This is a genomic window from Streptomyces sp. NPDC028289 (assembly GCF_055565975.1).
The window spans coordinates 1116381-1128474 of record NZ_JBVHTI010000002.1 but is presented as its reverse complement, the minus strand read 5'-3'; the positions used below and the strand labels follow the sequence as shown (position 1 = coordinate 1128474).

Annotated in this window: 12 protein-coding genes; 6 read left to right on the top strand and 6 right to left on the bottom strand. The window is 72.7% G+C overall.

The genetic code is table 11. The features are described from left to right. Positions 1-22 precede the first annotated feature (22 nt). On the bottom strand, positions 23-517 hold the full coding sequence (locus ACZ4UV_RS12995) for an ATP-binding protein (RefSeq protein WP_390037622.1): 495 nt from the start codon (positions 515-517) through the stop codon (positions 23-25). A 245-nt stretch (positions 518-762) separates the two neighbouring features. On the opposite strand from ACZ4UV_RS12995, the gene ACZ4UV_RS12990 reads away from it, so the two are divergent. Continuing rightward, positions 763-1518, top strand: coding sequence for an enoyl-CoA hydratase/isomerase family protein (locus tag ACZ4UV_RS12990; protein WP_451016808.1), 756 nt, complete (start codon positions 763-765; stop codon positions 1516-1518). Here ACZ4UV_RS12990 and ACZ4UV_RS12985 read toward each other — a convergent pair. Both ACZ4UV_RS12985 and ACZ4UV_RS12980 read right to left on the bottom strand, forming a co-directional pair. After that, positions 1490-2140 (bottom strand): DJ-1/PfpI family protein, encoded by a 651-nt coding sequence (locus tag ACZ4UV_RS12985; protein ID WP_451016807.1) that lies wholly within the window; start codon positions 2138-2140, stop codon positions 1490-1492. The genes ACZ4UV_RS12990 and ACZ4UV_RS12985 overlap by 29 nt on opposite strands. A gap of 7 nt (positions 2141-2147) precedes the next feature. Next, positions 2148-3116, bottom strand: coding sequence for a GlxA family transcriptional regulator (locus ACZ4UV_RS12980; protein WP_451016806.1), 969 nt, complete (start codon positions 3114-3116; stop codon positions 2148-2150). Between the two features lie 136 nt (positions 3117-3252). Between ACZ4UV_RS12980 and ACZ4UV_RS12975 the strand changes: the two genes are divergently transcribed. The 4 genes from ACZ4UV_RS12975 to ACZ4UV_RS12960 all read left to right on the top strand — a co-directional run bounded on the left by ACZ4UV_RS12975 (position 3253) and on the right by ACZ4UV_RS12960 (position 7800). Then, positions 3253-4122 carry an SCO6745 family protein gene (locus ACZ4UV_RS12975; RefSeq protein ID WP_451016805.1) on the top strand — a complete coding sequence of 290 codons (870 nt, stop codon included), beginning with the start codon at positions 3253-3255 and terminating at the stop codon, positions 4120-4122. A 199-nt stretch (positions 4123-4321) separates the two neighbouring features. After that, positions 4322-6700 (top strand): Tex family protein, encoded by a 2379-nt coding sequence (locus tag ACZ4UV_RS12970; RefSeq protein ID WP_467837747.1) that lies wholly within the window; start codon positions 4322-4324, stop codon positions 6698-6700. Between the two features lie 179 nt (positions 6701-6879). Next, on the top strand, positions 6880-7473 hold the full coding sequence (locus tag ACZ4UV_RS12965) for a DinB family protein (RefSeq protein WP_451016803.1): 594 nt from the start codon (positions 6880-6882) through the stop codon (positions 7471-7473). A gap of 105 nt (positions 7474-7578) precedes the next feature. Further along, complete coding sequence (locus ACZ4UV_RS12960; RefSeq protein ID WP_451016802.1) at positions 7579-7800, top strand: hypothetical protein; 222 nt, start codon at positions 7579-7581, stop codon at positions 7798-7800. A gap of 13 nt (positions 7801-7813) precedes the next feature. Here the strand turns inward: ACZ4UV_RS12960 and ACZ4UV_RS12955 are convergent, their stop codons facing one another. The 3 genes from ACZ4UV_RS12955 to ACZ4UV_RS12945 form a co-directional block, all read right to left on the bottom strand. Then, a complete protein-coding gene (locus tag ACZ4UV_RS12955) occupies positions 7814-8287 on the bottom strand; it encodes a DUF1003 domain-containing protein (protein WP_451016801.1) in 474 nt (157 codons plus the stop codon). A gap of 76 nt (positions 8288-8363) precedes the next feature. Then, entirely contained in the window at positions 8364-10004 is a 1641-nt protein-coding gene (locus ACZ4UV_RS12950) for an ABC-F family ATP-binding cassette domain-containing protein (protein WP_451016800.1), read from the bottom strand. A 56-nt stretch (positions 10005-10060) separates the two neighbouring features. Beyond that, a complete protein-coding gene (locus ACZ4UV_RS12945; protein ID WP_451016799.1) occupies positions 10061-11083 on the bottom strand; it encodes an oxidoreductase in 1023 nt (340 codons plus the stop codon). Positions 11084-11148: 65 nt separating this feature from the next. Between ACZ4UV_RS12945 and ACZ4UV_RS12940 the strand changes: the two genes are divergently transcribed. Beyond that, positions 11149-12093, top strand: a complete 945-nt coding sequence (locus ACZ4UV_RS12940; RefSeq protein WP_451016798.1) for an FAD-dependent oxidoreductase — start codon at positions 11149-11151, stop codon at positions 12091-12093. Position 12094: the final 1 nt, after the last annotated feature.

The following is a 12094-nucleotide window of genomic DNA, read 5'->3' as shown; positions in this document are numbered from 1 at the left end:
CTCACGAGGCCCTCACGGGGCCTCACGGCAGCGTCGCGGGTTTGAGCGGCAGGGCGGCCCAGATCACCTTGCCGCCACTCGACGTGTGCTCCACGTCCACGACCCCGCCCGCCTCCCGGGCCACCTCCCGCACCAGCAGCAGTCCCCGGCCGCCGGTCTGGCCGTGGTCGGCCTCCAGGGCGGTCGGCCGGTAGGGGTGGTTGTCCTCCACGGACACCCGCACCCACTCGGCGCCGACGGCGACCTCGACGGCGAGCACCGGCGACAGCAGCGCCGCGTGCTTGACCGCGTTGGTGACCAGCTCGGAGACGATCAGCAGCAGCCCGTACACCAGGTCCTCCGAGACCGGGACGCCCTGGCGCTGGAGCAGGTCCCGTACGGCGCGCCGGGCCTGCGGGACCGAGGCGTCCACGGCGGCGGCGGTGAACCGCCAGACTCCTTCGTACGGCAGCGGATCCGGCGGCGGAGCGCCGCCTCCCTCTGGACGCGGGTCGTGCCCGCGCCCGTGGTTCTCCATCGTCCGGTCGCCACCCTCGCGCTCGATTGTCACCACACGTCGAGTGTTGGTAACGCCCCCCTCCGCTCCGTAGGACTGAACACAAGTCAGCAAAAATCGAGCGGATCTGACCGTTGGCGTATGACAAGGTCAGTTGTGGAACGACTCTTGCCCTCCTCGGTGCCGACTTCGCGAACTATTCGGGTTGTACGGGTATGAGAACTTTCCGAGGTGGATGCGTGCGGGCGCGGATAGCATCACGCACCATGGAGCCCCGTCTCGACCACCAGGTCAGCAGCGCCGTTGCCACGGTAGTCATCGGCAACCCCGCCAAACGCAACGCGATGACAGCGGAGATGTGGCGCGCCCTCCCGCCGCTCCTCGACGGTCTCGCGGCCGACCCCGCCGTGCGGGTCCTGGTGCTCACCGGCGAGGGCGGCACCTTCTGCGCCGGCGCCGACATCTCCACCCTCCAGGGCTCCCCCGCCGAGGCGCAGTCCCTCGCTGTCGCCGCCGAAGAGGCCCTGGCCGCCTTCCCCAAGCCGACCCTCGCCGCGGTGCGCGGCCACTGTGTCGGCGGCGGCTCGCAGCTCGCCGCCGCCTGCGACCTGCGGTTCGCCGAGGAGGGCGCGCTGTTCGGGGTGACACCGGCCAAGCTCGGCATCGTCTACCCGGCCGCCTCCACCCGCCGCCTGGTCTCCCTCGTCGGCCCGGCCGCCACCAAGTACCTGCTCTTCTCGGGCGAGTTGATCGACGCGGAGCGCGCGCTGCGCACCGGTCTGGTCGACGAGGTGCTGCCGGAGGGCGAACTGGACAAGCGGGTGGCCGAGTTCACCCGGATCCTGGCCGCCCGCTCGCAGCTGACGCAGGCCGCCGCGAAGGAGTTCGCGAACGGCCGCACGGACCGGGACGGGCACTGGGCGGAGCAGGCCCGCGGCAGCGGCGACACCGCCGAGGGCGTCGCCGCGTTCCTGGAGCGTCGCCGGCCGCGGTTCACGTGGGCAGTTCCGCCCCGAGGATGAACCGGCTCATCGAGCGGAGCAGGCCGACGACCTCGGCGGGCGCCTTCTGCGGGGAGCCCGCGTCGTAGGGCGGCTGCGGGTCGTACTCGATCCCGAGCTGTACGGTCTGGGCGACCGCGTCCCCGGAGATCCGGCCGATCAGGGTGAGGCCCATGTCGATGCCGGCGGAGACGCCGGCCGCGGTGACGTACTTGCCGTCGGTGACCACCCGCTCCCCCGTCGGCTCGGCGCCGAACCCGCGCAGTTCGTCGAGGGCCAGCCAGTGCGAGGTGGCGCGGCGCCCTTCGAGGAGGCCGGCGGCGGCGAGCAGCAGGGAGCCGGTGCACACGGAAGTCGTCCAGGTGCTGGTGGCGTCCGCCGCGCGGATCCAGTCGAGGAGGGCCCGGTCCGTCATCTGCGCCGACTGGCCGGGGCCGCCCGGGACGACCACGACATCGGGGTGCGGCACCTCGGCGAAGGTCTTCCCCGCGGTCAGGGCGAGCTGCCCGTTGTCGGTGCGGACGGGGCCGGCCTCCTCGGCGACGAAGACGACCTCGGAGTCCGGGATCCGGCCCAGGGTCTCGTAGGGCCCCACGGCGTCGAGGGCGGTGAAGCGGTCGTAGAGGGCGATCGCGATCTGCATGGCTCTCCTAACGGGGTGGGCCGACGGTGGCCGGGCTGAACCTGCGCCGGTATTCGGCGGGCGTCGTGCCGAGGGCCCTCAGGAAGGCGCGGCGCATCGCCTCGGGCGTGCCGTAGCCGCTGGCGCGGGAGACCTCCTCGACGCCGTCGCCGGTGTCCTCCAGGAGCCGGCGGGCGTGTTCCAGCCGGACCCGGTCGACGTAGCGGCCGGGCGTGGTCCCCGTCTCGGCCTGGAAGGCGCGGGCGAAGTGGCGGGGCGAGAGCGCGGCGCGGGCGGCCAGGGCCTCGACGCTCAGGTCGTCGTCCGGGTGCTCGGTGATCCACTGCTGGACCTCCCGCAGCGGTGCGCGCTGTGCGGTCTGGGCGGCGAGCTGGGCGCTGAACTGCGCCTGGTTGCCGGGCCTGCGCAGGAACACCACGAGGTGCCGGGCGACGGTGAGCGCCACGTCCCGGCCGAGGTCCTCCTCCACGAGCGCGAGCGCGAGGTCGATGCCGGAGGTGACGCCCGCCGAGGTGGCGATGCGACCGTCCCGGACGTAGATCGGGTCGGGGTCGACGTCGACGGCGGGGTGGTCGCGGGCCAGCTTCTCGCAGTACGCCCAGTGGGTGGTCGCCCGGTGGCCGTCCAGGAGCCCGGCGGCGGCGAGCAGGACGGCGCCGGTGCAGACGGACACCAGCCGCCCGGCGTGCGGCCCGTGCACCCGCAGCCACGCCACCAGCTCCGGGTCGGGCCGCCGGGTTCCCTGACCGCCGGGAACGAGCAGGGTGTACGGGTCGGACGCGTCGGCCAGGGTCTGGTCCGGTACGACGGTCAGCCCGCTGGAGGTGCGCACGGGAGCGCCGTCCAGGGAGGCGGTACGGATCCGGTAGCTGCCCGGGGCGTGCGCCTCGGCGCCCGTGAAGACCTCCACCGGGCCGGTGACGTCGAGGCTCTGGACGCCGTCGAAGAGGACGACGAGAACGGTTCGGTGCGCCATGCCCTCGATTGTCGGCCGGTCCGGCGATGGCCGCAATGACGAGCAGCCCACCTTTCCTGCCATGCCGGATGGAGTGCCGGGCCGGTATCCGGCCGGACACTGGAAGTCCGTACCAACCAGTAAGTAGCGTGCCGCCATGACAACCGCCGTCCTGGAGCCGCGCGCCGGCCGCCGCTGCCACAACCTGCTCAATTCCCTGCACGCGACCCACTTCTTCAGCCCCGAGCTGGCCGAGGAACTGGCCGCGCTCGGGGTCACCCATCCGCGGGCCGTCAACTTCGCGGTGCGGGCGGCCGCGTTGGGGCCGGTCGGGGCCGGCACGGTGACGGCGACGTTCTACAACTACAAGTACGACCTTGTGGCCCGGCACGTGCCGGCCGTCTGGGAGACCGCGTCCCCGAAGGACGTCCTCGCCGCACGCGCGCGTGCGGTCGACGCGTCGATGCGGCGGCTGCTCGGCGCGGACGCGGTGGTCTCCGACCCGATGGCCGAGGCCGCGCGGCTCGCGCTGCGCGCCACCGAGGCCTGCTCGCGCTCCGGCCGCCCGCTGTACGCCGCCCACGCCGACCTGCCGGTGCCGCAGGAGCCCCACCTCGCTTACTGGTACGCGGGCACGCTGCTGCGCGAGCACCGCGGCGACGGGCACCTCGCGGCGCTGCTGGTCGCCGGTCTCGACGGGCTCGAGGCGGTGGTGACGCACACGGCGACCGGCAAGGGCATGGCTCCGAAGTGGGTGTTCGCCACGCGCGGCTGGAGCCAGGACGACTGGGACGCGGCGGTGGAACGGCTGCAGGAGCGCGGCCTGCTCGACGCGGCGGGCGAGCTGACCGAGGCGGGGGTGGCCCTGCGGGTGGAGATCGAGACGGAGACGGACCGCCTGGACCGGGCACCGTACGAGCACCTGGGCGCCGACGGAGTGACCCGGCTGACAGAACTGGCGGCGGGCTTCGCGAGGGCGGCGGTGGCCGCGGGGGCGTTTCCCGCGGATCTCCTCGGCAAGGGGTGACGCAGGGGGCAGCGCCGGCGGCGGGCCATCGAGACGGGGCGATCCCTTCGCCTGATTCATTCAGGTGTGCGACCGGATCCCCGGGTGTGCGAGGGATTCGTGGTGAGTTCGTGTCGCGTAACGGCGCCCTGGCGCCCGGTTGTCGGTGTCACCTGCCACAATTGCGGCGCAACCTCAGTGGAGAAGGCGGTACGGGATCGTGACGACACCCGGGTCCCTGGTTCCAGGGTCCATCGAAGGCAGGATCGCCGAGGAGCTCGGCGTACGGGAGCGGCAGGTCAAGGCTGCCGTGGAGCTGCTCGACGGCGGTTCGACGGTGCCCTTCATCGCCCGCTACCGCAAGGAAGCGACCGAGATGCTCGACGACGCGCAGCTGCGCACGATCGAGGAGCGGCTGCGCTACCTGCGGGAGCTGGAGGAGCGGCGGAGCGCGATCCTGGAGTCGGTGCGGGAGCAGGGCAAGCTCACCGCCGAGCTGGAGGCGCAGATCCGGGGCGCCGAGACCAAGGCCCGGCTCGAGGACGTCTACCTGCCGTACAAGCCGAAGCGGCGGACCAAGGCGCAGATCGCGCGGGAGGCCGGTCTCGAACCGCTGGCCGAGGGGCTGCTCGGGGATCCGGGGGTGGAGCCGCTGGCGGCCGCCGCCGCCTTCGTCGACGCCGACAAGGGTGTCGCCGATCCGCAGGCCGCCCTGGACGGTGCCCGCGCGATCCTCACCGAGCGCTTCTCGGAGGACGCCGACCTGATCGGCGAGCTGCGCGAGCGCATGTGGGTGCGCGGCCGGCTCGCCGCGAAGGTGAAGGACGGCAAGGAGGAGGCCGGCGCGAAGTTCGCCGACTACTTCGAGTTCGCCGAGCCGTTCACCGAACTGCCCTCGCACCGCATCCTGGCGATGCTGCGCGGCGAGAAGGAGGAGGTCCTCGACCTCGTCCTGGAGCCGGAGGAGCCGACCGAGGGCCCGTCCTCGTTCGAGGGGATCGTCGCCCACAGGTTCGGGATCGCCGACCGGGGCCGACCGGCCGACAAGTGGCTGTCGGACACGGTCCGCTGGGCCTGGCGCACCCGGATCCTCGTCCACCTCGGCATCGACCTGCGGCTGCGGCTGCGCACGGCCGCCGAGGACGAGGCGGTCAACGTGTTCGCGGCGAACCTGCGCGACCTGCTGCTCGCCGCCCCGGCCGGCACCCGGGCGACGCTGGGCCTGGACCCCGGTTTCCGGACCGGCGTGAAGGTCGCCGTCGTGGACGCCACGGGCAAGGTGGTCGCCACCGACGTCATCTACCCGCACGTCCCGGCCAACAAGTGGGACGAGGCGATCGCCAAGCTGGCCCGGCTCGCCAAGGAGCACGCGGTCGACCTGGTCGCGATCGGCAACGGCACGGCGTCGCGCGAGACCGACAAGCTCGCCGGTGAGCTCATCACCAGGCACCCGGACCTGAAGCTCACCAAGGTGATGGTGTCCGAAGCCGGCGCGTCCGTGTACTCGGCCTCCGCCTTCGCCTCCCAGGAGCTGCCCGACATGGACGTGTCGCTGCGCGGCGCCGTCTCCATCGCCCGCCGGCTCCAGGACCCCCTCGCGGAGCTGGTGAAGATCGACCCCAAGTCGATCGGCGTCGGCCAGTACCAGCACGACCTGTCCGAGGTGAAGCTGTCGCGGTCGCTGGACGCGGTGGTCGAGGACTGTGTGAACGGCGTGGGCGTGGACGTCAACACGGCGTCGGCCCCGCTCCTCGCCCGGGTCTCCGGCATCACCTCCGGGCTCGCCGAGAACATCGTGGCCCACCGCGACGCCAACGGCCCCTTCACCTCCCGCGGCCAGCTGAAGAACGTGGCCCGGCTCGGCCCCAAGGCGTACGAGCAGTGCGCGGGCTTCCTGCGCATCCGCGGCGGCGACGACCCGCTGGACGCGTCGAGCGTCCACCCCGAGGCGTATCCCGTCGTACGGCGGATGGTGAAGACGTCGGGCCAGGAGGTGGCCGCGCTCATCGGCAACACGGGGGCGCTGCGCTCGCTGCGGCCGTCGGACTTCGTGGACGAGACGTTCGGTCTGCCGACCGTCACCGACATCCTCAAGGAGCTGGAGAAGCCGGGGCGCGACCCGCGTCCGGCCTTCAAGACGGCCACCTTCAAGGAGGGCGTCGAGAAGATCTCCGACCTGTCCTCCGGGATGGTCCTGGAGGGGGTCGTGACGAACGTGGCGGCCTTCGGTGCGTTCGTCGACGTCGGTGTGCACCAGGACGGCCTGGTCCATGTCTCCGCGATGTCCAAGACGTTCGTCAAGGACCCGCGGGACGTGGTGAAGCCCGGTGACATCGTCAAGGTGAAGGTCCTCGACGTGGACATCCCGCGCAAGCGGATCTCGCTGACGCTGAGGCTGGACGACGAGGCCGCGCCGGCCTCCGGCGGTGAGCGCCGACAGCAGCAGCGGAGTGGCAACGGGCGTCCGCCGCAGCAGCGACAGCAGCAGCGGCAGGGGGGCGGCGCCCGTCAGGCGTCGGCGCCTGCGCCCGCGAACAGTGCGATGGCCGATGCTCTGCGCCGGGCCGGCCTGCTGGGCGGGAAGGACGGCAAGCGCTGACGACGCCTTCCGGGGGCGGTGGGGAGCTGCGGGTCGGTTGTGGCTGGTCGCGCAGTTCCTCCCCCTGCCTTCGGCCGGGGGTACCCCCAGCGCCCCTGACGGGGCGCGGTTCGCCCGCCGGTGTGTTCCGGTGCGCCTAATTCGGTGGACGAAGATCCGTCGGTCCGGACACTGGGCCCATGACTGGATCAGACTTCAAAACCGATCTCCAGACCTATCTCCAGGACGCCCGTGACGTGCTGTTGTGGAAGCTGGAGGGGTTGTCCGAGTACGACATCCGGCGGCCGCTGACTCCCACCGGTACGAATCTGCTGGGGCTGGTCAAGCATCTCGCCGGTGCCGAGGCCTGGTACTTCGGGGCGACGTTCGGGCGGCCCTTCGACGGGGCACCGAGGTTGTGGTTCACCGGCGACACGGAACCCAACGGAGATCTGTGGGCGCGGGCCGACGAGACGCGGGCGGAGATGGTCGGCGTGTACCGGCGGATCTGGACCCACTCGGACGAGACGATCACCGCTCTGCCGCTCGACGCGGTCGGGCGACTGCCGGCCGACCCGCCGAAGGACATCACCCTCCACCGCGTCCTCACGCACATGGTCGCCGAGACCCAACGGCACGCCGGTCACGCCGACATCGTGCGTGAGCTCGTCGACGGGGCGACGGGGCAGCGGGCGGACGGCGCCAACATGGCGCCCGGCGACGCGGCGGCCTGGGCCGAGCACCGGGACCGGGTGGAGCGGGCGGCCGAGGAGGCCGGGCGGGGTGGCCGGTGAACGTCAGACGAAAGGGGCATGTCAACTCGGCGTCGTATCTGTGGGCGCCCCGTGATCGTGCATAGCGTTCCGGTCATACGCACACGGGGTGGAGGACAGGTTCTGGTGGCCGGCCTGCTGGGCGCCCCGCCCGCCGTCCTGCTCGCCCCGGGTCACACCACGTCGTTCGTGCTGCACGCGGACGATGCGTGCCCGGGGGTGGGCGCCCGCTACGGCGTGGACATCCGCCTGCCCGGCGGCTCCCGGCCGCTGACCCTGGTGGCCGGTCCGAACCTCTCCCCGTGCGACGAAAAGCTCGGCGTCACCACTTTTGGCTCCGCTGCCTGACCCGGACCGCAGATCATGTCCCCTGCGGAGGCTGGGCGGTGCCGTTCATCCGGGCGCGGTTCTCCGCGAGCACTTCCTGGACGTGCCGCTCGACCTCCACGGGGTCGACGCCGAGGGCCCGGCCCATGTGGATGGACCACACCTCCGAGCGCACGTTGGTCTCGAAGTCCAGGTCGGCGCGGACGTTCTCGCGAGCGGCCTGGCGGTTCTGGCTCACCATCACGAAGGTGGACAGGAAGATCGCCTCCAGGCTGACGATCATGGTGAGCAGGCCGAAGGGGAACGGATCCCAGATCGCGCCCACGCCGAACACGCCCTCGTTGCAGACGATCCAGACCGCGAACCACAGGGCGTGCAGGTAGACGAACGTCATGGTGCCGGCGAAGGCGGTGATCGCGTCCGCGATGCGGTCCTGGGTGCCGCGCAACTGCGCGAGGACGTCCTGTTCGTTCACGATCCGCAAGGCCGGGCGCTTCGGTGTGCCCATGGTCCCTCCCTGCCGTTGTCCGACGATGATCGCAGCGTACGGTGAGGACGCGGGGGCGCCTTCGGTCAGGGCGCTTTCAGCGTTCCGTCACCTTGCCCGCCGCAACCTCCAGGCGGCGGGTGACGCGGACCGCGTCCAGCATGCGGCGGTCGTGGGTGACGAGGAGGAGGGTGCCCTCGTAGGCGTCGAGAGCCGACTCGAGTTGTTCGATGGCGGGCAGGTCGAGGTGGTTGGTCGGCTCGTCCAGGACGAGGAGGTTGACGCCCCGGCCCTGGAGGAGGGCCAGGGCGGCGCGGGTGCGTTCGCCCGGGGAGAGGGTGGCCGCCGACCGGAGTACGTGGTCCTGTTTGAGGCCGAACTTGGCCAGCAGGGTGCGTACTTCGACCGGTTCGGTGTCCGGTACGGCCGCGCAGAAGGCGTCCAGCAGGGACTCGGTGCCGTGGAAGAGCTTGCGGGCCTGGTCGACCTCGCCGACCAGGACGCCCGGGCCGAGGGCCGCGTGCCCGCCGTCCAGCGGCACCCGGCCCAGCAGCGCGGCGAGCAGCGTCGACTTGCCCGCGCCGTTCGCGCCGGTCACCGCGACCCGGTCCGCCCAGTCGATCTGGAGGGACACCGGGCCGAAGGTGAAGTCGCCGCGCCGTACCTCCGCGTCCCGCAGGGTGGCGACGACGGCGCCGGAGCGCGGGGCAGCCGCGATCTCCATGCGCAGTTCCCACTCCTTGCGGGGCTCCTCGACGACCTCCAGGCGCTCGATCATGCGCTGGGTCTGGCGGGCCTTCGCGGCCTGCTTCTCGCTGGCCTCGCTGCGGAACTTGCGGCCGATCTTGTCGTTGTCGTTCGACGCCTTGCGCCGGGCGTTCTTGACGCCCTTGTCCATCCAGGAACGCTGCATCTGGGCCCGGTCCTGGAGGGCGGCCCTCTTGTCGGCGTACTCCTCGTAGCCCTCGCGGGCGTGCCGGCGGGCCACGTCGCGTTCCTCCAGGTAGGCGTCGTAGCCGCCACCGTAGAGGTGGATCTGCTGCTGGGCGAGGTCGAGTTCGAGCACCTTGGTGACCGTGCGGGTGAGGAACTCGCGGTCGTGGCTGACGACGACCGTGCCGGCGCGCAGGCCGGTCACGAACCGTTCGAGGCGTTCCAGGCCGTCCAGGTCGAGGTCGTTGGTGGGCTCGTCGAGGAGGAAGACGTCGTAGCGGGAGAGGAGGAGGGAGGCGAGGCCGGCGCGGGCGGCCTGGCCGCCGGAGAGGGCGGTCATCGGCTGGTCGAGGTCGACGGCCAGGCCGAGGGAGTCGGCGACCTCCTCGGCCCGCTCCTCCAGGTCGGCGCCGCCGAGGTCGAGCCAGCGCTCCAGGGCGGTGGCGTAGGCGTCGTCGGCGCCCGGTGCGCCGTCGACCAGGGCCTGGGTCGCCTCGTCCATCACGCGCTGCGCCTCGGCGACCCCGGTGCGCCGGGCGAGGAAGGCGCGCACGGTCTCGCCCGGCCGCCGCTCCGGCTCCTGGGGCAGGTGGCCGACGGTCGCGGTCGGCGGGGAGAGGCGCAGTTCGCCCTGGTCGGGGGCGGTGAGCCCGGCGAGCAGCCGGAGCAGGGTGGACTTGCCCGCGCCGTTGGCACCGACCAGACCGATCACGTCACCGGGCGCGACGACGAGGTCGAGCCCGGAGAAGAGCGAGCGGTCGCCGTGCCCGGCGGCGAGGTTCTTGGCGACGAGGGTGGCAGTCATCAGAACGCCGATCCTAATGTGCCGGGCTGCCCGTCCTCAGCCCTGTTCTTCCCCGGTCAGCGCTCCAGCGCCGCCACCAGCACGCTCCCGGAGGTGCGGGCCACGACGAAGGAGCCGCCCTTGGCCGCCCTGCCGTCCAGCGGGATGCGGTGGCGGCCGGGTTCCAGGACGCCGTCGAAGACTTCGTGGGTGCGGGGCCGCGCGAGACGGTCGAGGCGGTACGCCGTGAGCCGCACCCGGCAGGGCGAGGTGACCTCGATGCCGGCGGTGCCGTCGGCGGCGGCCAGCCCGGCCAGCCGGCGCTGCGGGAGCGGGCTGCGGTCGAGGGCGTGCTCGATCTGGGCGACGAGGAGCGGGACGATCGGGGCGAGTCCGTCGACGTGGGCCACCGCCACGCCCGCCCGCTCGAACGCCCGGCGTACGGCGGTCCGCTCGGCCTCGCCGACCGCGGGGCCGAAGACGACGGCCGCGTAACCGCGGAGTTCCTCGGCGGGGACACCGTCGGCGTCGCGGGTGATGTCGGCTCCGATGCCGATGGTGCGCAGGGCGGCGGCCAGCTTGGCGAGGAGGGCGACGCGGGCGCCGATCAGCAGCACCCGGCGGCCGGGCGGCGGGCCGGAGTCCGCCAGGAGCGCGCCGAGGGCTTCGCGGTACTCGGGGCCGTGGAAGCGGAACGGGCCGATGCCGTGGTAGCCGTTGAGCTCCAGGTCGGCGTGTTCGGAGGTCTGCCAGGCGAAGTCACGCCAGACGTAGTCGTCGCCGTCGCGCTCGATGACCGCGGTGACCGCGCCGCAGGCCAGGTCCTCGCACTCGGGGCAGCCGTAGACGACGTACCGGCCGTCGGGCAGCGGGGCCTCGGACTCCAGTAAGAGGCTGCGGACCTGGGCGGTGAAGATCGCGGGCGGGACGTCGGAGGCGAGCGGTGAGACGGCGTCCAGGTCGGAGAGCTGGAACAGCAGCGGGTGACCGTCGACGACGAAGTCCACGAAGTCCCGGTGGAGCTGGTAGCCGCCGTCGGCGAGGACACCGCCGGCGCGCATCGCCGGGGCCAGGCCGAAGGTCGCGTATGCGGCAGACATGCTGTGAGTATCCCCAGAGCGGGACGATCTGAGCGCGGCATGACATATTCCGCTAACGTCACGGTGTGCAGCCTGAGCTGAGTGACGAGGTGATCGTGGTCGGCGGCGGGGTCGTCGGACTGACCACGGCGGTGGTGCTGGCCGAGGGCGGGCGCCGGGTGCGGGTGTGGGCCCGGGAGACCGGCGGGCGTACGACCTCGGCGGTCGCCGGCGCGCTGTGGTGGCCGTACCGCATCGAGCCGGAGGCGCTGGTCGGGGAATGGGCGCTCGCCTCCCTCGTCGTGTACGGGGAGTTGGCGACTCGGCCGGAGGAGACGGGCGTACGCCTGGTCGAGGGCGTACACGACGGCCTGCGGCTGGACGGGCTGGGCGCGTGGGCGGCGGAGGTTCCCGGGCTGGCCGAGACGGGTGAAGGTGTGACGGCCCGGCTGCCGTTGATCGACATGCCGGTCCATCTGGCGTGGCTGCGTGGGCGGTTGGAGCGGGCGGGCGGGACGGTCGAGGAGCGGGTGGTGGCGGCGCTGGGCGAGGTGCCCGCGCCGGTCGTGGTCAACTGCACCGGGCTCGGGGCCCGTTCGCTCGTCCCGGATCCGGCGGTGCGTCCGGTGCGTGGGCAGCTGGTCGTGGTGGAGAACCCCGGGATCACCACCTGGTACACGTCCGACGAGGTGGCGGGGGGCGCGTCCGCCTACTTCTTCCCGCAGCCCGGCGGGCTGCTGCTCGGGGGTACGGCGGAGGAGGACGCCTGGTCGCTGGAGCCGGATCCGAAGGTCGCGGCCGGGATCGTGGCGCGCTGCGCGGCGGTGCGGCCGGAGATCGCCGGGGCGCGGGTGCTGGCGCACCGGGTGGGGCTGCGGCCGTACCGGTCGGCGGTCCGCCTGGAGCACGAGCTCCGGCCGGACGGCGGAGTGCTGATCCACAACTACGGGCACGGCGGGGCCGGGGTCACGGTCGCCTGGGGATGTGCGCGGGAGGCGGCCGGGCTGGTGGACACCGGCCCGGCCGCCTGAG

What these genes read in the sequence shown, in the direction of transcription:
- ACZ4UV_RS12990 (WP_451016808.1), top strand. Translation starts at nt 763, where the DNA reads ATGGAGCCCCGTCTCGACCACCAGGTCAGCAGCGCCGTTGCCACGGTA.
- ACZ4UV_RS12950 (WP_451016800.1), bottom strand. Translation starts at nt 10,004, where the DNA reads ATGACTGCCACCCTCGTCGCCAAGAACCTCGCCGCCGGGCACGGCGAC.
- ACZ4UV_RS12945 (WP_451016799.1), bottom strand. Translation starts at nt 11,083, where the DNA reads ATGTCTGCCGCATACGCGACCTTCGGCCTGGCCCCGGCGATGCGCGCC.
- ACZ4UV_RS12955 (WP_451016801.1), bottom strand. Translation starts at nt 8,287, where the DNA reads ATGGGCACACCGAAGCGCCCGGCCTTGCGGATCGTGAACGAACAGGAC.
- ACZ4UV_RS12965 (WP_451016803.1), top strand. Translation starts at nt 6,880, where the DNA reads ATGACTGGATCAGACTTCAAAACCGATCTCCAGACCTATCTCCAGGAC.
- ACZ4UV_RS12975 (WP_451016805.1), top strand. Translation starts at nt 3,253, where the DNA reads ATGACAACCGCCGTCCTGGAGCCGCGCGCCGGCCGCCGCTGCCACAAC.
- ACZ4UV_RS12985 (WP_451016807.1), bottom strand. Translation starts at nt 2,140, where the DNA reads ATGCAGATCGCGATCGCCCTCTACGACCGCTTCACCGCCCTCGACGCC.
- ACZ4UV_RS12995 (WP_390037622.1), bottom strand. Translation starts at nt 517, where the DNA reads ATGGAGAACCACGGGCGCGGGCACGACCCGCGTCCAGAGGGAGGCGGC.
- ACZ4UV_RS12980 (WP_451016806.1), bottom strand. Translation starts at nt 3,116, where the DNA reads ATGGCGCACCGAACCGTTCTCGTCGTCCTCTTCGACGGCGTCCAGAGC.